The organism is Tabrizicola sp., assembly GCF_016792905.1.
Taxonomy (GTDB): Bacteria; Pseudomonadota; Alphaproteobacteria; order Rhodobacterales; family Rhodobacteraceae; genus Tabrizicola.
In genome coordinates, this window is the sequence record NZ_JAEULP010000069.1 from 36,488 (window position 1) to 57,587 (window position 21,100).

21 protein-coding genes are annotated in these 21,100 nt (G+C 64.7%); 14 read left to right on the forward strand and 7 right to left on the reverse strand.

Translation table 11 applies throughout. The annotated features are described in order from the left end of the window. The first annotated feature begins 1 nt into the window (after window position 1). The 9 genes from JNL31_RS14685 to JNL31_RS14725 all read left to right on the forward strand — a co-directional run bounded on the left by JNL31_RS14685 (window position 2) and on the right by JNL31_RS14725 (window position 7,261). Window positions 2-331, forward strand: coding sequence for an L-rhamnose mutarotase (locus JNL31_RS14685; protein WP_294974688.1), 330 nt, complete (start codon window positions 2-4; stop codon window positions 329-331). Continuing rightward, window positions 324-974 carry an RraA family protein gene (locus JNL31_RS14690; RefSeq protein WP_294974691.1) on the forward strand — a complete coding sequence of 217 codons (651 nt, stop codon included), beginning with the start codon at window positions 324-326 and terminating at the stop codon, window positions 972-974. The genes JNL31_RS14685 and JNL31_RS14690 overlap by 8 nt, the downstream gene beginning before the upstream one ends. A 3-nt stretch (window positions 975-977) precedes the next feature. Next, window positions 978-2,090, forward strand: a complete 1,113-nt coding sequence (locus tag JNL31_RS14695; protein ID WP_294974692.1) for an enolase C-terminal domain-like protein — start codon at window positions 978-980, stop codon at window positions 2,088-2,090. After that, window positions 2,087-2,422: a UxaA family hydrolase gene (locus JNL31_RS14700; RefSeq protein ID WP_294974695.1), complete on the forward strand. Its 336-nt coding sequence runs from the start codon at window positions 2,087-2,089 to the stop codon at window positions 2,420-2,422. Before JNL31_RS14695 ends, JNL31_RS14700 begins: the two co-directional genes overlap by 4 nt. After that, window positions 2,419-3,612, forward strand: coding sequence for a UxaA family hydrolase (locus JNL31_RS14705; RefSeq protein WP_294974697.1), 1,194 nt, complete (start codon window positions 2,419-2,421; stop codon window positions 3,610-3,612). The genes JNL31_RS14700 and JNL31_RS14705 overlap by 4 nt, the downstream gene beginning before the upstream one ends. Before the next feature lie 26 nt (window positions 3,613-3,638). After that, the gene (locus JNL31_RS14710) at window positions 3,639-4,382 is read left to right on the forward strand and encodes an SDR family oxidoreductase (protein ID WP_294974700.1); all 744 of its coding nucleotides are present in this window, start codon (window positions 3,639-3,641) and stop codon (window positions 4,380-4,382) included. 11 nt (window positions 4,383-4,393) lie between these two features. Beyond that, window positions 4,394-5,239, forward strand: a complete 846-nt coding sequence (locus JNL31_RS14715; RefSeq protein WP_294974704.1) for a fumarylacetoacetate hydrolase family protein — start codon at window positions 4,394-4,396, stop codon at window positions 5,237-5,239. 10 nt (window positions 5,240-5,249) lie between these two features. Continuing rightward, complete coding sequence (locus tag JNL31_RS14720; RefSeq protein WP_294974706.1) at window positions 5,250-6,086, forward strand: amidohydrolase; 837 nt, start codon at window positions 5,250-5,252, stop codon at window positions 6,084-6,086. A 116-nt stretch (window positions 6,087-6,202) separates the two neighbouring features. Continuing rightward, window positions 6,203-7,261, forward strand: coding sequence for a HEAT repeat domain-containing protein (locus tag JNL31_RS14725; protein WP_294974708.1), 1,059 nt, complete (start codon window positions 6,203-6,205; stop codon window positions 7,259-7,261). On the opposite strand, the gene JNL31_RS14730 is transcribed toward JNL31_RS14725, so the two are convergent. From JNL31_RS14730 to tssH, 7 genes are read right to left on the reverse strand one after another with little or no spacing between them, the layout of a single operon-like run. Then, window positions 7,254-8,258: a type VI immunity family protein gene (locus tag JNL31_RS14730; protein ID WP_294974711.1), complete on the reverse strand. Its 1,005-nt coding sequence runs from the start codon at window positions 8,256-8,258 to the stop codon at window positions 7,254-7,256. The genes JNL31_RS14725 and JNL31_RS14730 overlap by 8 nt on opposite strands. Then, window positions 8,248-8,796 (reverse strand): SMI1/KNR4 family protein, encoded by a 549-nt coding sequence (locus tag JNL31_RS14735; protein WP_294974714.1) that lies wholly within the window; start codon window positions 8,794-8,796, stop codon window positions 8,248-8,250. The genes JNL31_RS14730 and JNL31_RS14735 overlap by 11 nt, the downstream gene beginning before the upstream one ends. After that, window positions 8,796-9,755 carry a DUF4150 domain-containing protein gene (locus JNL31_RS14740; RefSeq protein WP_294974717.1) on the reverse strand — a complete coding sequence of 320 codons (960 nt, stop codon included), beginning with the start codon at window positions 9,753-9,755 and terminating at the stop codon, window positions 8,796-8,798. Before JNL31_RS14740 ends, JNL31_RS14735 begins: the two co-directional genes overlap by 1 nt. A gap of 9 nt (window positions 9,756-9,764) precedes the next feature. Further along, window positions 9,765-10,796 carry a beta-ketoacyl synthase N-terminal-like domain-containing protein gene (locus JNL31_RS14745; RefSeq protein ID WP_294974720.1) on the reverse strand — a complete coding sequence of 344 codons (1,032 nt, stop codon included), beginning with the start codon at window positions 10,794-10,796 and terminating at the stop codon, window positions 9,765-9,767. A gap of 9 nt (window positions 10,797-10,805) precedes the next feature. After that, entirely contained in the window at window positions 10,806-11,855 is a 1,050-nt protein-coding gene (locus JNL31_RS14750; RefSeq protein ID WP_294974723.1) for a DUF2169 domain-containing protein, read from the reverse strand. An 18-nt stretch (window positions 11,856-11,873) separates the two neighbouring features. Next, window positions 11,874-12,281, reverse strand: a complete 408-nt coding sequence (locus JNL31_RS14755; protein WP_294974726.1) for a hypothetical protein — start codon at window positions 12,279-12,281, stop codon at window positions 11,874-11,876. Window positions 12,282-12,292: 11 nt separating this feature from the next. Continuing rightward, window positions 12,293-15,001 carry a type VI secretion system ATPase TssH gene (gene tssH / locus JNL31_RS14760; RefSeq protein ID WP_294974729.1) on the reverse strand — a complete coding sequence of 903 codons (2,709 nt, stop codon included), beginning with the start codon at window positions 14,999-15,001 and terminating at the stop codon, window positions 12,293-12,295. Between the two features lie 154 nt (window positions 15,002-15,155). Here tssH and JNL31_RS14765 point away from each other — a divergent pair, with 154 nt between their 5' ends. The 5 genes from JNL31_RS14765 (at window position 15,156) to JNL31_RS14785 (ending at window position 21,078) form a co-directional block, all read left to right on the forward strand. Then, a complete protein-coding gene (locus JNL31_RS14765; protein ID WP_294974731.1) occupies window positions 15,156-17,267 on the forward strand; it encodes a serine/threonine-protein kinase in 2,112 nt (703 codons plus the stop codon). Between the two features lie 72 nt (window positions 17,268-17,339). Then, window positions 17,340-18,485: a type VI secretion system ImpA family N-terminal domain-containing protein gene (locus tag JNL31_RS14770; protein WP_294974733.1), complete on the forward strand. Its 1,146-nt coding sequence runs from the start codon at window positions 17,340-17,342 to the stop codon at window positions 18,483-18,485. Between the two features lie 30 nt (window positions 18,486-18,515). Beyond that, entirely contained in the window at window positions 18,516-19,040 is a 525-nt protein-coding gene (gene tssB / locus JNL31_RS14775) for a type VI secretion system contractile sheath small subunit (RefSeq protein WP_294974735.1), read from the forward strand. 3 nt (window positions 19,041-19,043) lie between these two features. Further along, window positions 19,044-20,552 carry a type VI secretion system contractile sheath large subunit gene (gene tssC, locus JNL31_RS14780; RefSeq protein ID WP_294974737.1) on the forward strand — a complete coding sequence of 503 codons (1,509 nt, stop codon included), beginning with the start codon at window positions 19,044-19,046 and terminating at the stop codon, window positions 20,550-20,552. Window positions 20,553-20,595: 43 nt separating this feature from the next. Beyond that, the gene (locus JNL31_RS14785) at window positions 20,596-21,078 is read left to right on the forward strand and encodes a type VI secretion system tube protein Hcp (RefSeq protein ID WP_294974738.1); all 483 of its coding nucleotides are present in this window, start codon (window positions 20,596-20,598) and stop codon (window positions 21,076-21,078) included. The last annotated feature ends 22 nt before the right edge of the window (window positions 21,079-21,100 follow it).

Sequence of the window (21,100 nt, forward strand, 5' to 3'; positions counted from 1 at the left end):
GATGCAGCGGATGGGAATGGTTCTGGGCCTGAAGCCCGACAAGATCGAGGCTTACAAGCGGCTTCACGCCTCGGTCTGGCCCGAGATTCTGGCCAAGATCAGCGACTGCCACATCACCAACTATTCGATCTACCTGAAACAGCCGGAGAACCTCTTGTTCGGCTATTGGGAATACACCGGCAGCGATTTCGCCGCCGATGCGGCGAAGATGGCGACGGACCCGAAGACGCAGGAGTGGTGGTCGGTCTGCATGCCGATGCAGGAGCCGCTGGCGACGCGGAAAGAGGGCGAGTGGTGGGCGATGATGGAAGAGGTGTTCCATCATGACTGACCTCCGCCTCGACCGGCTGCAAAGCTGCTATACTTCGGTCCTGCATGACGTGATGCGGGCGATGGGGCTGCGCAACTTCACGCTGCCGCCGCGCATCCGCCCCCTGAACCCCGAAGGCGTGCTGACCGGCCCCGCCTTCACCATCGAGGGGCGGATCGTCGAGGGTGCCGATGCGCATCAGACGCTGCTGGAATGGACGGGCCTGCTGTCGAAATGCCCGGCGGGTCATGTCTGGGTGGCGCAACCCAACAGCCAGATCGTCGCACAGATGGGCGAACTGTCCGCCGAGACCCTGCACAGGAAGGGCGTTCTCGGCGTCGTCACGGACGGGGCGCTACGCGACACCAGCTTCATCCTGAAGCTTGGCCTGCCGTGCTGGGGCACCCATTACACCCCGCGCGACGTGGTGGGGCTGTGGCTGCCCACCGCCATCGGCGAGACGATCCGCATCGAGGATGTAACCGTGAACCCCGGCGACTGGGTGCATGGCGACCGCGATGGGATGGTGGTGATACCGGCCGCGCATCTGGACGAGGTGATCGAGAAGGGCGTCATTGCGATGGCGACCGAAAGCAAGGTGCGAAGCGCGATCCTGGACGGGATGGACCCGCAAGAGGCCTATCTGAAATACGGGAAGTTCTAGGCCATGCGGATCGCCAGCCTTGAAGTCCGCGCCTGCCGCCACCGGGGCGCCGCCCTAGGCGGCAGCGCCTTGCGCGACGGGCAGGGGCGGGAAGGGCTGGAGTATCTGGTCTATAGCGTGAAGACCGATTGCGGGCGCGAAGCGTCGATGTTCGGCTTTGCCGGGCGCTCGGCCATCGGAGCGGGGCATCTGGCGGCCGCCTCGCTGCGGCCCTTCTTCGCAGGTCGCAACCTGCTGGACCGAGAGGCCGCCTGGAACGACTGGCGCACCGCGGATCGCTGGTGGCACCACCTGCCGATCTACAGCTATGGCCCCGTCGATTGCTGCCTGTGGATCCTGGGCGCCGAGGCGGCTGGGCAGCCCTTGTGGCGCTATATCGGCGGCGCGCGGGCCGAAGTGCCGGTCTATGCCTCGTCCCTTGTGCTCCCGGACGCCGATGCCTACGCCGCCGAGGCGCGGGCGGTGCAGGCGGCGGGGCTGAAGGCCTACAAGATCCACCCGCCGGGCAAATCGCTGGCCAAGGACATCGATATCCACCGCGCCGTGCGTGACGCGGTGGGCGATGACTTCCCCCTCATGTCTGACCCAGTCGCGCCCTACACGCTGGACGAAGCCGTGCGTCTGGGACGGGAGCTTGAGCGGCTGAACTACCTCTGGCTGGAGGAACCGCTGCCCGATGAATCCTTCGGCGCGCTGCGCGAGTTGACCCGCGTCCTCGACATTCCGGTGATCGGGACAGAGGTTCTGCCGAAACATCCCTATTCGGTGGCCGAATGCCTTGCGACCCGCGTCGTCGATGGCGTCCGCGCCGATCCGTCCTGGTCGGGCGGCGTCACCGGAACGCTCAAGACCGCCCGGCTGGCCGAGGCATTCCATGCGCCCTGCGAGTTGCACACCACGATCTTTCACCCGCTGGAACTGGTCAACCTGCACCTGAACGGAGCCATTGGCAATTCGCGCTATTTCGAGGTCCTCTGGCCGATGGAAACCTTCGCCTTTGGCCTGGCCGGGCCCTTGCCGATCAAGAACGGGATCGCGAAGATGCCCGAAGGTCCCGGATTGGGGATCGCCCTCGACCGTGACCTGATCGAGAATGACACGCTGGAGCTGCTATGAGCCAGACTGACACCCGCCTCTTGCTCCTGTCGCCGGCCGACAATGTGCTGGTCGCGCGCGCGCCGATTGCGGCGGACGAACCGATCCGCGTCGAAGGTCTGGACCTGTTGGCAGCAGCCGCATTCAGCCTTGGGCACAAGCTGGCGCGCCAGCCGATCCGTGCAGGCGACCCCATCGTCAAGTATGGCGCGATCATCGGCACGGCCACCGCAGATGTTCCGCAGGGCGCGCATGTCCATACTCACAACGTCCGCAGCAACTATACTGCGACACACACTCTGGAAGAAGCGCGCACCGCCTATGAGGCCGCGCGCGAGGTAGGCAAGACATGACCGAACTGACCGGCTATCTGCGCAGCGACGGGCGCAAGGGCATCCGCAACCGCGTCGCAGTCGCCTATCTGGTCGAATGCGCCCACCATGTTGCGCGCGAGATCGCCTGGCCCAACCGGAGAGACGCGCATGTCATCGGCTTCCCCGGCTGCTTCCCCAATGCCTATGCGCAAGGCATGATGGAACGGCTTTGCACCCATCCGAACGTGGGCGCGGTGCTGCTGGTTTCGCTGGGCTGCGAAAGCTTCAACCGCTTCCAGCTGGAAAGCGTGATCCGCGAGAGCGGTCGCCCGGTCGAGACGCTGGTGATCCAGCGGTCGGGCGGCACGGCGGCGACCATCGCCAAAGGGCAGGCTTGGGTCGAGGCTGCGCTGGCGGAGCTTTCGACCCAAACGCGCGTGCCGATGGATGTGTCCGAACTGGTCGTCGGCACGGTCTGCGGCGGGTCGGACGGGACGAGCGGCATCTCCGGCAATCCGGCGGCGGGCCGCGCCTTCGACCGGCTGGTCGAGGCCGGTGCCGCCTGCATCTTCGAGGAAACCGGTGAGCTGATCGGCTGCGAGGAGATCATGGCCGACCGCGCGGTGACCCCGGAACTGGCCGACATCCTGCGCGCCTCGGTCGCCAAGGCCGCGCGCTACTACGCGACGCTGGGGTTCGGCAGCTTTGCCGCTGGCAACGCCGATGGCGGGCTGACGACCATCGAGGAGAAATCTCTCGGCGCCTATGCGAAATCGGGGCAATCCCGCATTTCCGGCCTGATCAAGCCGGGGGACATTCCGCCGAAGGGCGGGCTCTACCTGATGGACGTGGTGCCCGATGGCGAGGTGCGCTTCGGCTTCCCCAACATCTCGGACAATGCCGAGATCGTCGAGATGATGGCCTCGGGCGCGCATATGACGCTGTTCGTCACCGGGCGGGGATCGGTCGTCGGCTCGGCCCTGGCCCCGGTGATCAAGATCGCCGCCAACCCCGAGATGTATCAGCGGCTGAGCGCCGACATGGATGTGAATGCGGGACGCATCATCGAAGGGACGGCAAGCGTCGACGAGATTGGGCAGGAAATCTACGATCTTGTCCTGGATGCTGCTGCGGGTCGTCAGACCTGTTCCGAGGCGATGGGCCATGCCGAATTCATCCTGACCTACAAGTCATTCGAGCCGATCGGTCCGGCCTGCCTTCCGGCCTGACCTGGCATCGCACAAAGGGAAAAGACATGGGACGTTTGCAAGGAAAGCGCTGTCTGGTAACGGCGGCCGGTCAGGGGATCGGGCGGGCCTCGGCGCTGATGATGGCGCGCGAGGGGGCGAAAGTCATCGCGACCGACATCAATCAGGCGGCCCTCGACGCGCTGACGGCAGATAATTCTGCAATCGAGACGCGGCTTCTGAACGTGCGTGACAAGGCGGCTGTCGAGGCCGCAGCCAAGGAAATCGGCGCGCTTGACGTCCTCTTCAACTGCGCGGGCTTTGTCGCCAACGGCACGATCCTTGACTGCGACGAGGATCAGTGGGCGTTCTCGCTCGACCTCAACATGACGGCCATGTACCGGATGTGTCGCGCCTTCCTGCCAACGATGATCGAAGGTGGTGGGGGCAGCATCATCAACATGGCATCGGTCGCCTCGTCGGTCATCGCGGCGCCGAACCGCTTCGTCTACGGCGCCACCAAGGCCGGAGTGATCGGCCTGACGAAATCCATCGCCGCCGACTTCATCGGCAAGGGCATCCGCGCCAACGCGATCTGCCCGGGTACGGTCGAAAGCCCCTCGCTTGAGGACCGTCTGAAGGCCACCGGCGACTACGAGGCGGCCAAGAAGGCCTTCATCGCCCGCCAGCCCATCGGCCGGATCGCCAGGGCGGAAGAGATCGCGGCCCTTGTGGTCTATCTCGCCTCGGATGAATCCTCCTATACAACCGGCATCGCGCACGTCATCGATGGCGGCTGGTCGAACGTCTGAAAGGAATTGCCATGAAACTTCTGCGCTACGGGCCCGTGGGGGCCGAACGTCCCGGCCTCCTGCACACAGACGGCACGATCCGCGATCTGACCGGCCTTGTTCCTGACATCGGCGGGGCTGTGATCTCGGACACCGGCCTTGCCATGCTGCGCGGGATCGACGCTGGCATCCTGCCTGTCGTTGATCCGGCCACCCGCCTTGGCCCCTGCGTCGCGGGCACCGGCAAGTTCATCTGCATCGGGCTGAACTATGCCGACCACGCCGCCGAAAGCGGCATGGCTGTGCCGCCCGAGCCGGTGATCTTCATGAAGGCGACCAGCGCCATCTGCGGACCGAACGATCCGATCATCATCCCGCGCGGCAGCGAAAAGACCGACTGGGAGGTGGAACTGGCCATCATCATCGGCAAGGCGGCGAAGTATGTCTCGCAGGATGAGGCGATGGCCCATGTCGCGGGCTATGCCGTGACGAACGACGTGAGCGAACGGGCCTTCCAAACCGAACGCTCGGGCCAGTGGACCAAGGGCAAGAGCTGCGACAACTTCGGCCAGATCGGCCCCTGGCTGGTGACGCGGGACGAGGTGGCGGACCCGCAGAACCTGAAGATGTGGCTCAAGGTCAATGGCAAGACCATGCAAGACGGCTCGACCAAGACCATGGTTTACGGGGTGAAGTATCTGGTCAGTTATCTCAGCCAGTTCATGACGCTGCATCCGGGCGACGTCATTTCCACCGGCACCCCGCCCGGCGTCGGCCTTGGCATGAAGCCGCCGCGCTACCTGAAGCCGGGCGAAGTGGTGGAACTGGCGATCGAAGGGTTGGGCAGCCAGCGACAAGACGTGATCGCCGACCTTTAGGGAGGAGAGAATGGACCTGATCGACACGCATCAGCATCTGATCTGGCGGGACCGGCTGGGTTACAGCTGGACCGAGGGCATTCCTGCGCTGGCGACGGGGGATTTCACGCCCGAAGACTATCAGGCCCAGACGAAGGGGCAGGGGATCACCGGCACGATCTTCATGGAATGCGGTGTCGATGACGCCGACTATCAGGCCGAAGCGCGCTATGTCGCGACACGCGTCGGGGGTGACGGCATCCTTGGCCAGATCGCCTCCTGCAGGCCCGAAACGAATGCAGGCTTTGATGCCTGGCTTGATGAATGCGACGGGCTTCAGGTGAAGGGCTTCCGCCGCATCCTGCATGTCGTGCCGGACGAAATGTCGCAAAGCGCCACCTTCCGCGCCAACCTGAAGAAGATCGGGCGGAAGGGCCTGCCGTTCGACATGTGCTTCCTTGCCCGACAATTGCCCATCGCCGCGGACCTGGCGCGGGCCTGCGACGGACAGCCGCTGATCCTTGACCATTGCGGCGTCCCCGACATCGCCGGGGGCGCTTTCGACGACTGGGCCAAGGGCATCGACCGTCTTGCCGCGCTGCCACTTGTCAGTGTCAAGCTGTCCGGCATCAGCGCCTATTGCGCGCCAGGGACGGCAGGCGTCGACCTGTTGCGCCCCTGGGCTGATCATGTACTGAACCGCTTCGGGCCGGGCCGAGTGGTCTGGGGATCGGACTGGCCGGTTGTCCTCCTGGGTGCCGGGCTTCTGCCGTGGATCGAAATGACCCGTGGCTTGCTGGCGAGCCTTTCGACCGATGAGCAAGCAGCCATCGGCAGTGGCAATGCCCGCCGGATCTACCGCGTCTGACCGGAACATCGCAGACAGGCGCCAGAGCTTCTACGATCACGGCGACCACGGGATGATTGCCGATCCGATTGGGAAATGCAAAGCTTCGCAAAGACCCTAGGGACCCGGGGCCACCGATGAAGACGGAAGCGAAACAGCCTATCGTCGAACCGGTCGTGCGGGCTCATGTCGAGCAGGCAGCGTTCCTGTGGATGCAGCGGCAAGAGCTTCTGGCGGCGGATCCGGCTGATCCTCTTGCGCTAGGGCGAGTCACCGACCGGCTGACTGCCAACCTGGACGGAGTTTCGATCGCCGGGGTGGCGGCCTGGCCATTGATCCTCGGTCAAGTCGAGGAGAACACCGGGCCCGGAGAGCTGTTCGTGGCAGGGGTCATGGCTATACTCCAGCGGGATGAAGTTCGGATATCTCACGTTCTACGCCTTTCGAAGGAGAGCCCGGACGCGGAGGCCGGGCTGCGCGGGGCGCTGGCCTGGCTGGCACCCAAGCAGACAGGCTATCTGGTGCGAATCTGGATCGAGTCGACCGACCCGTTTCTGTGCCGGATTGCAACAGCGGCGATTGCCGATCATCGCGTCGATCCGAAGGACCGGCTGGATGGGCTTATGCGCCATGCTGACCCCGGCGTGCGGGCGGAGGCGTATCGGCTGGCGGGGGTGACGTTGCGCAAGGATGCGCTTGGCGCGCTGCGGCAGGCGCTGGAGACCGAAGCCGACACCGTAGCGCGGGCGCAGGCGGCGATGGCCTGTGCTGCGCTGGGGGAGCGGAGCGCAACGCCAGTACTGCGCAGTGCCGCGGTTGCGGGCGGGTCGGAAGGTCTGGCAGCCCTGCGGCTGGCAATTGGCTCGGCTTCGATGGCCGAGACACGCGACTGGCTTGGCAGATTGTTCACGCAGGACGCAACAGCGCCGCTGGCGGTGCGTGGAGCGGGGATGCTTGGCGACACGTCGATCCTGGCCTGGCTGGTGCGGCAGATGCACGACCCCGCGCTGGCGGTTGCCGCGGGGCAATCCTTGCTGGAGCTGTTTCCCGAGGCGGGAACGCTGGACGAGCTGTTCTCGGCCGACCCCCGGGATTTCGAAGCGACCTTCGCTGCCCGGTTTGGCGACGACCTGCCACTTCTGCCGGTGGCGGCCCGGGTCGAGGCCTGGGCAGCGGCACGGCGCGCTGCTAGCTGAGGCCGCGCAGCTGCGCCCAAGCCGCACCGGAAGCGAAGCGACCGAGCCAGTCCTCGGTCGCGGTCTCATTGGCTTCGAACCCGTCGCCGGGCAGGGTGCCAATGTCGTGCAGGATCAGTCCGTCCATCGCCTGCGCCATGGCCTGATACTGCGAAAGCTCGATGGGCAGGCGGTTCCTGTCCAGAGGCGAGGGGTGGTTGCCAAGGGCGAAGATCGTGCCATAGCGCCGGTCAAGGACTGCAATGTCCGGGACTTTCCCTAACTGATTCAGAGACGCGGTCAGGCCGAACTGTGCCGCGAAGCCATGCCCGATGGCGTTCAGCCAGCATGGCGGCTGAAGTGCGGCGTGCATGCGGGTCGCGCTGAGATCGAGGATGTCCAGGTCGACGCCCCAAAAGCGGCGCACTTTGGCGTAGATTTCCGTAAACGCTGCATCCTTCTCGTCTGGCAGGAACGAGATCATCAGCCCGGCGTGACCCGAATGATGCACGATGTTATCGGCGAGCGTTTGCAGCACATGGACCAGTCCGTTGGCCGGGAAATCGAGTGGGAACAGGAAGCGGACGAACCAGTGCAGGCCGGTGTCGCGGTACTTCAGGGCGCAGACATGCAGGTTGAAAGTCCCGCCTTCGGCCATCGTCCGCCCGTCCCAGAGCTGCGCGTCCAATGCGCGACCGTCACGGATGCGGTTGCGGGCGGCCTCGAACTGCGGCCAGCGGCGACCAGCGGCGGCGGCATCGCGGGCGGAGCGGGTGAGCACCGGATGATGCAGGTCGGACCAGTCCAAAAGCTCGTCGATCTTGAAGCGGGTGATGCGGTCAGGAGGGCAGACGGTCTGGTAGAGGCCAAGAAGCCAGTCAAATTCCTGCACGGTCAGGGACTTCGGGTAGAAAACGACTTGCAGGAGAAGGCGGTTGATCGGGCCGAAGCCGCCCGCAGCGAATGTCGTCAGCGCGGCCGGCAGGTGCAAGCCGTGGTCTTGCGGGTTACTGGTCATCGGCCTCGTCCTCGTGGGGCCCTTTCCGCTCTTCCTCGATCTGGTTTCGCAGCGAGTCGAGAGAGCCCTGTAGAAAGGCATCGAAGTCGGCGTGTTCGGCCAGCAGTTCAGAGTACTGATATTCATGGAAAGGCTGCCGCGACAGATCGGGCGGCCAGAGAAACAGCGACACGAAGGCATCGACTCCCAGAAGCACCGGCACGGCACGGTTGGCAAGCGGGTCTTCCTGGCCAAACTCCTCAAAGGGGGCTTCAAGTGCTTCCAGCGCCTCGTCGGTCCAGTCGAGCTTTCGCCAACCGGTTCCAAGGATCGCAGCATCGCCCAGAAAGTCCGGCCAGCCGTCGTGCAGCAGAAGGAAGGCGCGGAATGAGGGCGGCAGGGGAAAGCCGCAGTCACGTTCGTAGGCGGCAACCTGCGCTTCGGTTGCGGGAGCGTTCGGCAAGCCGGTAACGATCTCGTCGAACATCAGCATGTCGAGCTCTCGGCCTGCGGCAGTCAGGTCGGCGACCAGTTTCCGGCGGGCGGCGTCGGAAAGCATCACGGTGTCGGCGGCGGCGGGCAGCAATCGCCTTTCACGCCGGTATGCTTGTTCGTCCCGCTTGTCTTCAGATCGCTCATTGCTCCTCCGATCCATTTGTTCGGCTTCGAGGACATCCAGCGCAGGTTCGATGTCGCCTCGGGGTCGCCGTTGTGCTGGATTTCGCGGTAGTGATCGGGGCTGAAGCCCTTGAATCCGCTCTTCTTGGCCTTGTCTTTCAGGACTTTCTCACAGGATGGCGTGATGTTGTGGAACTTCATGTCCTCGGGCTTGCCGGTCCCGCTCGCGCCCTTCCCCTGGCCGGCATAGCGCTTGATCCGGCGACAGGCCTTGTTGCCGCGATCGCGCCGTGCCTCGTAGCTGGTGGTGCGCTGGATCGGCTTGCCGCTGCGGTTCGCTTCCTTGATCTTGCGGTTGTAGTAGGCAATCTTCGCGCAGATTTCTTCCAGCTCGCAGTTGGAATACGCCTTGCGCTTCTTTCCGGTCCGCTTGCTGACGCCTTTCGGGGCGCCCTTGCAGTGTACCACCAGATTGCCCTCGGCATCGGTGCTTGTCCGCGGGTCAATGTTTCCGCCCAGGTCCACCGTGTTCTGATTGTTGTGGAACTTCTTGTCGGTGTGGCGACAGGCGTTCTGGCCGTCCATTTTGACGTCAAAGGAATAGGTGATCCAGTCAGTCGCCTTCATGTTGACGCTCGACTTCACCCCGCCCGCTGTGCCGGGTTCGTCGCCGTTGCTGGAGCCGTATTGCGAGCCCTTGATCGCAATCATCTTGCCTTTGGCGAAGACGGTCGTCGTCCCGCCCTTCAGCGAGGACTGCTGTGCAATGTTGGGATAGGGAAGAGGGATCGGACCCCCGGGGCTGGGCGTCTTGCAGACATCGGGGATTGTGGCCGTCGAGATGCCGACGGTGCCCTTGTAGGTCAGTCCCAGCGAATTGACGGAGATATGCGATGGCATCCGGTTCCCTCACATCCTGCGCAAGAGGGCTGCGGCGCGCAGGCCCTGTTCCGAACTGGCCCAAACCAGCGTCTGCAGTCCCTTGGAATAGTTCCGCGCTTCCGCCTCGGCGGCAAGGCAGACGAAGAGCGGGCCTGACGCGGCTCCGATGTCGCCCCAGCAATCGGCCGGGGTTTCGAAATCGGCAGCATTGCGAAAAAGGGTCGGGTTTCTGATCGCGGCGAAGCCATACTCGTTTCCACGATAGCGCTCGCCGTTCATGTCGCAAAGGATCCGGTCAACCTTGGGCGACTCGGGCGGGGCAGCCATGCGGAACGCGTCACTCAGGCCTTCGCCAAGGCAGATACCCTCGGTCTTGATCAGGTTGGTCTCGCGGCCGTAGCCGACTCCCGCCAGATCCAGAAGCGGGCGGATGCCCGCCGACCGGGCTAGGTCGCTGGACGCCAGCAGGACGAAACCTGCGGCTTCGCCGGGACAGAAGCCGTAAAGGTTCTGTTCGGAATGAAGCTGCTCCAGGTCATCGAGCCATTCCAGCGTTTCGGGGTGCAGATAGCTGTCAACGCCTCCGACCAGGGCCAGTTGGGTGCGTCCCTCCCGGATCGCCTGGGCGCCAAGCGCCAGGGCGAGCAGGCCACCGGCGTGGCCGCGGGCAAGGTGTGCGACCGTGCCAATCCGGGGGCCAAGCGCCTCGCGCAGGGCCTCGACCAATACCGCCGCGAAACTCTCTGACTGGCCGGGGCGGGGTTCTCCGGTGCAAACCAGAAGCCGGACCGGAGACAGGCCCTGCTGTCCCTGGATCGGGCGGAGCGCCTCGTGCGCGGCGGGCAGAGCAAGGTCGACCAGCCGCCGAGCGCCTGCGAGCAGCGGGTCGAGGCCAAGGTCCCGGGCGACGCGCATGGGATTGCCAAAACGGTCGATCATGTAGGGATGTTCGGCCAGCGCGGGGATTCCGGCCCTTACCGCCGCAGCCGTGGAGACCCGATCGAAGCCGAGCGCTGTGCGCCCGCCGCAGCCGATGATCGCGATCCGGCCTGACTGCATCGCCGCCCCCTAGTCCGCAACCCAGACCCCGGTCTGCAAGACCGAGTCTGGCGTGCCGATGCGAGTACGCAGCCTTACGACAGTTTCCTCCATATGCTCTTCATGGCCGGGCGGCACTTCCAGCGCCGAGAGATGGGTGAGTTCGAAGCGGCGTAGGTCGGGAAAGAGCCGCAGCGTATGGATCGCAGTACCGTGTCGCTGTTCACGCCGACGGGTGAAACGGGTACGCAGGTCGAAGTTCAGGCGGGGAATCAGGAAGTCGAGGTAGCCGTCCACGGTGAAGCAGCCGAGCTGGACCCTTTCATACCCGACAAGCGGGGCGCCAGTCTGCTGGTCAACGGGGGCCGACTGGTAGTACATCCGATCGAAGTCGACGGGAAGCAGGGGATCGCGGTGGTCAAGCCAGGCCTTGCCGTAGGTGCCGCCATAGCGGATCCGGGGCTGCCAGTGATGCGCGACCGGGCCGAACCCGGCAGGACGGCCGGTGCCGAGCGCGCGGTACGGGCTGTCCGGATACTCGAAATTCGGTGCGAGCTTGCCTTCAAGTTCGGAATGACGCGTGGCAAAGCCACGGCCAACCGGATTGGCCGGTTCCCAAGCCGGGGTTGCAGCCTCGGTTCCCCCGAAGGCGCGCTCCCAGGTCAGGGGCATCCGCTGGAACAGCGCGGGCTGGCTGAGCATCAGTGATACCGGTCCGTTCGCAATGAAGCGGTCCCCGATGACGCTGACGGTTTTGTCTATGTCGGCGACTTTCAGGCGAATCTCGGTTCGTTCGGCGGGCCGGGTGTCCGGAGTGTAGGCATGACCGCTGACAAGGACATCCGTGCGGGCCTTGATGAGATAGAGGTCGCAATCCTCGATCATCTCCGTGGTGGCCGGATCATCGGCGAAGACAGGAGCGCGGGCGATCTGGGTCTGCGGGACCGAAGGCTTCTGGCGACCGTCGGGACCAATGTCAAAGCAGGCGCGGATGGCCACCAGCCAGAACTCCGCCCCGCGCTCGTCGCGGGCCCAGGTGCTTGCGGCGGCAAAGGGGGTTTCGTTGGTCAGGAGCCACATGGGGTCAGCCGCCATTGATCAGTTTAACTGCACGGTCGCCCCCTGAATCCGGTTCGGCCCCTCCGACCGGCTGAGAAGCTGCGTCCCCCGAATCGTGACCCGACCATCGGCGGTCAGATGGATGCTGGCCTTGCCGCATTTCAGCGTGACCTCGCGCCGCGCCTCAAGCACCAGCCTTTCGCCGTCGGTCTGGATTTCGGGGGCAGGAGGCTGGATCAGACCAAGGATCAGCGGCTGGTCGTTCATCAGCACTACCGCCGCCTGGCGCCCGACCGAACCACGGTCGACCGAGACCAGAGATTGCGCAACGACCTGGGTCTCGCCCCAGAGGTCCGGGGCGATGATGCTCGCGCATCCATCTGGGCCGATCCCGATGATCTCGGCGCGGTGGACTCCCTGCAGGCCAAGGAAGGGTCCGTCATGCATCATCCGTCCTCCTATTCGAAGGCATAAGCGAAGCCCGCATCCGAGCCGGTGACGGTCACGCGCGTCAGCTCGGCCCGTTCCAGCTTGCGGTTCAGGACCTGGCGGGAAAGTTCGGGAAGGAGCGTGTTGGTCAGGATCGCGTCGATCATCCGCCCGCCGCTTTCGATTTCCGTGCAGCGGGCCTTGATCGTGTCCATCACCCCCTCGCCGATCACCAGCTCCGCCCCATGCCCCGCCTCCAGCCTGCGGGCGATGCCGCGGAGCTTGTGGCCGGCGATGGCCTCGATCATCTGGTCGGAAAGGGGGTAGTAGGGGATGGTAACGACGCGGCCCAGAAGGGCGGCGGGGAAGACCTTCAGAAGCGGTGCGCGGAGAGAGGCCGTCAGCTCCTCCAGATCAGCGCCCGCCTTGCCCTCCTCGGTCATCGCCATGATTTCCTCGGACCCGACGTTGGAGGTGAGAAGAATCAGCGTGTTCTTGAAGTCGATCCGGCGGCCTTCGCTGTCGTCCATCATCCCCTTGTCGAAGACCTGGAAGAATATCTCGTGCACGTCGGGGTGGGCCTTCTCGACCTCGTCCAGCAGGATCACCGAGTAAGGCCGCCGCCGGACAGCCTCGGTCAGGATGCCGCCCTTGCCATAGCCGACATAGCCGGGAGGGGCGCCCTTCAGGGTGGAGACGGTGTGCGCCTCCTGAAACTCGGACATGTTGATCGAGATAAGGTTCTGCTCGCCGCCATAGAGGGTCTCGGCCAGCGCCAGCGCGGTCTCGGTCTTGCCGACGCCGGAGGGGCCGCAGAGCATGAAGACACCGATGGGCTTCTCGGGGGCACCAAGTCCGGCGTAGGAGGTCTGGATGCGGTTCGCGATCATCCCCATCGCGTGATCCTGTCCCACGACGCGTTCCGAGAGCGTCCCGGCCAGTTGCAGCGCGCGTTCGGTCTGGCTGGCGAGCATCCGGCCCATCGGGATGCCGGTCCAGTCCTGCACGATGGCGCCGACGGCAAGCCGGTCGACGGCGGGCAGGATCAGCGGGCGTTCGCCCTGCGCCTCGGCCAGCGCGGCCATCTTGGTGCGCAGGGTGGTGAGCATCTCGGCCCGCTCCTCGGGGGTCAGGGCCGCAGGTTCGGCGGTGTCCTCGGTCGCTTCGGGCGGAGTTTCCCCGGTAGCGCCGGTGTCGTCGACCGGCTGGCCTGCCCCGCGCAGGGTGGCGCGGAGGGAAAGGACCTCGTCGACCAGGGCCTTTTCGGCCTCCCACCTTGCCTTGGCGGCGTCGAGTTCGGTGGTGGCCTTCGCAATCGAGGCCTCAACTTCGGCCTTCCGCTCGCCCACCTCGATGCCGATGGCTTCTTCGCGGGAGATGATGCCCTGTTCCACCTCCAGCGAGGACAGTCGACGCTCGATGTCCTCGACCTCGGCGGGCGTGGCGTGCTGCGAGACGGCGACACGGGCGCAGGCGGTGTCGAGGAGGCTGATCGCCTTGTCGGGAAGCTGGCGCGAGGGGATGTAGCGGTGCGAAAGGGTGACGGCGGCCTCGATCGCCTCATCCAGAATTTCGACCTTGTGGTGCTTTTCCAGCACTCCGGCCACGCCGCGCAGCATGCGGACGGCGGCGTCTTCGGCGGGTTCCTCGACCTTGACCACCTGGAAGCGGCGGGTCAGGGCGGGATCCTTCTCGATATGCTCCTTGTATTCCGACCATGTGGTCGCCGCGACGGTGCGGAGTTCGCCCCGCGCAAGGGCGGGTTTGAGGAGGTTCGCCGCATCGCCGGTGCCCGCCGCGCCCCCGGCGCCAATCAGGGTGTGGGCTTCGTCGATGAAGAGAATGATCGGCTTCTCGGACGACTGCACCTCGTCGATCACCTGTTTCAGGCGCTTCTCGAACTCGCCCTTCACCGAGGCACCCGCCTGCATCAGACCGACGTCCAGCATGTGCAGGTCGACCGCCTTCAACTGCGGCGGCACGTCGCCGCGCGCGAGGCGCAGGGCGAAGCCCTCGACCACGGCGGTCTTGCCCACCCCGGCCTCGCCGGTGAGGATCGGGTTGTTCTGGCGGCGGCGCATGAGGATGTCGATGATCTGGCGGATTTCCGGGTCTCGACCGATCACCGGGTCGATCTTGCCCGCCCGCGCTCGTTCGGTCAGGTTCGTCGCATACTGGTCCAGCGCCGACTTGCCGCCAGGGGCTTGTTTCGCCTTTGGCGCCTCACCCTCGGGCTTCGCGCCCTCCACCGATTCTGCCAGCAGGTCGCCCAGTTGCGCGCCCATCGAGACCGGGTCGATCTTGTCGAATTCGAGGCTAATCTTGAAGAGAAGCCCCTCCAGCACCGGCACCTTCAGCGCGCCCAGCAGAATATAGGTCGACCGCACCGTATCGTCGCCGAATTCCAGGCTGCCGAAGGTCCAGCCCTCCTGGATGGCGCGGAAGATGTGGTCGGAAAACTCCTCGACCGAGCCCGCACCATGCGGCAGGGCGTCCACTGCGCGGGTGATGTCAGCTGCAAGTCGCGAGGCATCAACTCCAGCCGAGGCGCAGAGGATCTCGAAATCCGACCGGGCCGACTGCGACAGCGCCTCGATGAAATGGACCAGCTCGACATAGGGATTGCCGCGCGTCTTCGCGGCCTGCGCGGCGGCGGAGAACGCCTTTAGGCAGACGGGGTTCAGCTTCCCGACCAGCTCTTTCCGCTTGATCGTTTCGGTACCGCCGCGTGGGGCCATAATCCTTCCCCTTCAAGTATCTTGAATATGCTTGCTCATCCGTCCGGAAAGACGCAGGCTTTCCGCAAGGTCAGTCTAGTCCGGAATTTTTCCCATGGCGAATGTTTTGGCGGCGCCGGTCGTGAATCCCGGACCCGTGACGGCGGGTTAGACCATGATCGACCGTCTGCCGGGCGACATCTTCCGTCAGGGTCAGGTGCTGAACCACACCTACGAGATCGAGGGAGTGCTGGGCCGCGGCGGCACGGGCGAGGTCTATCGGGCGCGCAACCAGATTTCCGGGCGGGTGGTGGCGATCAAGGCGCTGAACGCGCAGTTTTCCGGGAACGACGACTACATCGGCCTGATGCGGCGCGAAGAGCAGATGCGCGACGTGCTGAACGACGCGGTGGTGCGCTATACCGAATGCTCGCGCACCGAGCAGGGACATGTCTTCCTGGTCATGGATTTCATCGACGGGCCGTCGATGAACGACCTTATGATGCGGCGGCGGATGGATGTGCGCGAATTGATGATCATCGCGCATCGGGTGGCGGAAGGGTTGGTCGCGGCGCATGCGCGGGGGATCGTGCATCGGGACCTGTCTCCGGACAACGTTGTCCTGCGGGATGGCGCACCCGAGAAGGCGACGATCATCGACTTCGGCATTGCCAAGGACATGTCTACGGGCGCGCGGACGATTGTCGGCAACGAGTTCGCCGGGAAGTACGAGTATGCCGCACCGGAACAGCTTGAGGGACGGGCGGAAAAACGGTCGGACCTTTATGCGCTGGGGGCGACCCTGCTGGCGGCCTATCGCGGGCAGGTTCCGTTCAGCGGGTCCACGCCGGGGGAGATCGTCCGTCGCAAGCAATCGAAACTGGATACCGAAGGCGTTCCGGAACCGCTGAAGGGGCTGGTCGACTGGCTGGCCGCACCCGCGATTGCCGACCGTCCCGCCAGCGCCGAGGCGGTGGTGGCCCGGCTGAACCAGGCCTTGCAACCGGTGTCGGGTCGGGGCAAGCGGCAGGTGCTGCCTACAGTCGACGCGGGCTCGACCCGGAAGGGCCGGGGCGGCACCTTCGCGCTGCTGGTCGTCCTGCTGCTGGGGCTAGCTGGCGGCGGGGGGTGGTATGCGGGGATTCTGGACCCCTGGCTGAACCCGGTGCCCGTGGTTTCACCCTACAGGCTGACCGCCAGTCTCGGCCCCGATGGCGCCGTTTTGTCCGGCAACGCCCCGGACGTCGAGGCCGCACAGCGCCTGGGCCTGGCCTTCACCGCGGCCACAGGTGTAACACCTCCAGAGGATGCCCTGCCCGTGGCACAGGGGGTGCCGGATGACCGCTGGGTCGACAACATCGCCGAGCTTTTCGGCCTGATGCAGGGCTTGCCGGACTGGTCCATGACGGTGACGGACAACGCAGTCGAGTTCACCGGACACGCGAACACCCGGGAACAGTTGGACCAGAAGCAGGAAGCGATCCGGGGATGGTCCAATCGGAGCGGGATGAAGATCGACATCCGTTTCATCTTTGGCCCGCTCAAGCTTCAGGGGCAGGCGGTGCTGGATGCGCTCTCTCCCTTCGCGACCTGCGGTCCGCTGGCGCCGGACCGTGGCCCGCTGCAAGTCTATGACATCGGCGACACTGTCATCGTCACCGGGGCGCTCGACTCGGTCGAGGCTCGCGACGCCGTGCAAGCGGCCCTGGACACTATGGTCGGCGACCGCACGGTGCGTATCGACGTCACGATCCTGAACGCTGATCTTTGCACCGTCCGCAAGATCCTGCCGCCGGTCGGCGCGGGGGACACGATGATCTGGTTCGGCGACGGGGCGACAGGTGTGGTCAACCTCTCCGGCATCTACCACGCGGGCGACAACCCGGTGGTCGAGGTGCTGGTTCCCGCAGGGATGACCGGGCTGTCGCTCTGGGTGCTGGTCGTCGACAACACCAACCAGGTCTTCAGCCTGCTGCCCAACGAGAAGCAGGCCGGACATGACATCCAGTCACTCGGCACGGTCGTCGACGGTATCCGGCGGGTGCGCGTCCTGCACAGCATGGCAGACATCGACGCGGGCCGGGGCTTGTACTCGATCACGGTCAACACCGACAGTTTCGGCAAGTCCGAAATACTGGCCATCCTTTCGAAGCACTCGCTGTTCGAGGGGCGGTTGCCCGAGACGCTGTCGGTCGGCGGGCTGGCGGACGAGCTGAAAGACGAGATCACGAAGGACCCTGGAAACATCGTGTCAATCGCGTCGAGGGTCATTGATGCAAGACCTTGACTTTACGTCAGGCGGTGCAAGACTTGGCCCGTAGATTGTGTTTGCGCGTTTTGCAGAAGGCTTTGCACCGAGATGGACCTTGAACCGTTCCTGGTTCCGGTGGGCAGCGACAATGCCTCGGGATCGGAACTGAGAAACGACCCGCGCTTTCACGCCATCGAGCGGTTGATGGAACCAGCCGCGCGCACCTTTCGGCTGGAAAATGTCAAATCCGGCGGCACCGGCGCAGTGGCACTGGACTGGTCGGACGTCATCACGCAATCGGCCGATCTGGCAGCTTCGGGCCGCGACATCCGACTTCTGGTGATCGTCGTGCGGGCATTGGCCAATGCGGACGGTTTCGCCGGGCTGGAGCAGGGCTTGGACCTTCTGACCGCCTCGATCGATCAGTACTGGGACAGCGTACATCCGGTCTTGCGCGAAAGCCCCTCGCCGCGTGAAGCCGCGACGCGGCGGATCAATTCGCTGTTCCAGCTGGAGAACACGGACAACGGGCTTCTCTGCGACCTGGAATTCACCACCGTACTCAGCCCGCGGGGCATCGGGGCAGTCACGGTCGGCGACCTGTGTGCCGGGGCACTTTCGCGCAGCCAAGCGCAGGCCGAAATGCCCCAGGGCCTCGGCGACAAGGAGATGGCCGAGCTTCTGAGCCGACACGATACCCGGGTGAACCGCGTCGCTGCGGCCTGCCGGGCCCAGGCCATCGAACGACCCGAGGAGATGTTGGCGCTGGTCCAGTCGGTCGAGGCGGCGCGTGCGGCGCTGGCCCGGCTGGAAGCCGCGCTGAGCGCCCGGGTGCAGGAGAACGGTGTCGGCGTCAGCTTCAAGGTGCTGGACAAGGTCCTTACCCGCACCCTTGTCCCGCTTCAGGCCGCCCAGGCCGGGGCGATCCCCGGCACCCCAGCCACGGAAGGGACCGACATGGCTGATCCCGCCCCCACGGCGCCCGCGATGAACGGCGCGCATCCACCCCCGGCGTCGGGCGGCATCCCCGGCGCAGTGAACTCGCGCCGCGATGTCGAGCGCTGCCTCGACATGATCATCGACTTCTACGAACGCACCGAACCGTCCAGCCCGATCCCGCATCTGGCGCGGCGGATGCGGAAGATGGTGCCGATGAACTTCCTGCAACTGATGGAAGAGATCGCCCCCAGCGGGATGAAGGAATTCAAGAACGTCGCCGGAGTGGACGACAAGGTAAAACCGGCCCCGCAGTGAGCCGCGACAACGTCAGGAGAGGTCTGAGACATGGCAAGTGAAAGCAAGGCAAAGGTGATCGAACGCAACCGCGCCCCGCGTGTGCAGATCGCCTACGATGTCGAACACTATGGCAGCCCGACCACTATCGAATTGCCCTTCGTGATGGGCGTCATGGCCGACCTGGCGGGCAAGTCCGAGACTCGGGAAGCGATGAAGCCGGTGAACGAACGCGCCTTCGTCGATGTCGACGCGGGCCGTTTCGGCAAGTTCATGGAAGCGCTGTCGCCGCGCGTGAAAGCGCGGGTGCCAAACCGCCTGCCCTCGAAGGACGGTGCGGCGGATGAGGAGATGTTCGTCGACCTGTCGTTCAAGCACATGTCCGACTTCACCCCCGACAAGGTGGCCGAACAGGTTCCGGCGCTGGCCGAGCTTCTGAAGATGCGTCGTCAGCTTGAAGAACTTCTCGGCTACATGGACGGCAAGGTGAACGCCGAGAAGCGCATCGCCCAGCTTCTGCAGAACGAGCCCCTGCTGATGCAGGTCGCCGACGAAGCCACCAAGAAGGAGGGCTGAGCCATGGCCGAACAGGAAAAACAGGGCACTGCCGCCGCCGAGGCCCAGACCATCGACCTGGGTGAATTCAGCGACCTTCTGGAAAAGGACTTCCGGGTCAAGGAAGACGAAAGCGCAAAGCTGCAAAAGCTGGTGCAGAACCTGGCGCTTGCGGCGACTGAACGCTCCGGCTCAGCCACGATTTCCGGCAATGCGGTCAAGTCGATCAAGAATCTGATCGCCGGGATCGACAGCCTGCTCACCACCCAGATGAACGAGATCATGCACGCCCCCGAAGTGCGCGAGATGGAAGGCACCTGGCGGGGCTTGCACTACCTGGTCAACAACACCGAGACCGACCAGAAGCTGAAGATCCGGGTGATGAACATCACCAAGGATCAGCTTGCCGACCAGCTCGAGGATTTCGAGGGCCAGATGTGGGACCAGTCCCCCATGTTCAAGCGGCTCTACACCGACGAATACTCGATGTTCGGCGGCGAGCCCTATGGCGCGATCATCGGGGCCTATGAATTCAGCCACCATCCGCGTGATGTCGGCCTGTTGCGCAGCATGTCGGGCATCTGCGCCAGCGCGCATGCGCCCTTCATCGCGGCGGCGGCGCCACAGCTCTTCCGGATGCAGAGCTGGCAGGAACTGCCGAACCCGCAGGACCTGCAACAGATCGTCTCGTCACCGGACTATGCCAGCTGGCAAAGCTTGCGGGAATCCGAGGATGCGCGCTACATCGGCCTGGCCATGCCGCGCGTGCTGGCCCGCCTGCCCTATGGCGCCGCGACGATCCCGGTGAAGGGCTTCGCCTTCGAGGAAGAGATCGACGGCAAGCACGACCACTATGTCTGGATGAACGCGGCCTTCGCAATGGGCGTGAACATCAACCGCAGCCACAAACTTTACGGATGGGGCACCCAGATCCGGGGCGTGGAATCGGGCGGCGCGGTGATTAACCTGCCGGTCCACAGCTTCCCGACCGACGATGGCTCCATCGCGATGAAATGCCCGACGGAAATCGCCATCGACGACCGGCGCGAGGCGGAACTGGCCAAGCTCGGCTTCATGCCGATCCTGCACCGCAAGAACACCGACATCGCCGCCTTCATCGGAGCGCATTCCTTGCAAGACGACGAAACCCGCGCCGGCCGTCTGGTCGACCCCGACGCCCAGGCGAACGAGCGGCTGTCGGCAAACCTGCCCTATCTGTTCCCGGTCAGCCGCTTTGCGCATTACCTGAAGGCCATCGCGCGCGACAAGGTCGGGACCTACAAGGAACGCGCGGACATGCAGGTCTGGCTGTCCGAATGGATCAATCGCTATGTGCTGCAGAACACGGCCATGGCGGATGAGAAGGCCAAGGCGAAACGCCCGCTGGCCAAGGCCGAGGTGCAGGTCGACTCTGTCGAAGGGCGCCCCGGTTATTACAATGCGCGCTTTTATCTGCGCCCGCACTACCAGCTGGAGGGCATTAACGCGAGTCTCCGGCTGGTCTCTGAACTTCCGTCAGTCAAGAGCAAGTAGCACATCGAAGTTTCTACAAATTGTCAGATGAAAGGATAAGGAAATGGCTGTCTCCGGTTACATGAAGATCGAAGAGATCCCGGGCGAATGCGGCCGGGCCGACCACGTTGGCGAAATCACCATCTCCAGCGTGCAGTGGGGGGTGACGCGCCCGGTAGTGAACACGCCCGGCGTCGGGCGCAGCACCGGCATGCCGAATGTCACCTCTGTGAACATCACCAAATATTACGACAAATCCTCGCCCCAGCTGGCCAAGGCCGTGCTGTTCGCCACCGCCCTGCCCGAGATCGTAATCACCCTGCGCAAGGATTCTGGCGACACTCATCTTGACTATCTGACGCTGACGCTCAGCGACGCCATGATCGAGAGCTACAACATGTCCGGGGCCAGCGACATCGAAACCCCGCCGATGGAAAGCGTGTCGATCGTGTTCAACAAGATCACGATCCTTTACATCGAGCAGGCCAGCGACCACTCGGCCGGTGGCGAACACGATGCCGAATATGACCTTGTCGCGGGGGCCTGAACCCAAGGCGCCGCGGCACTCC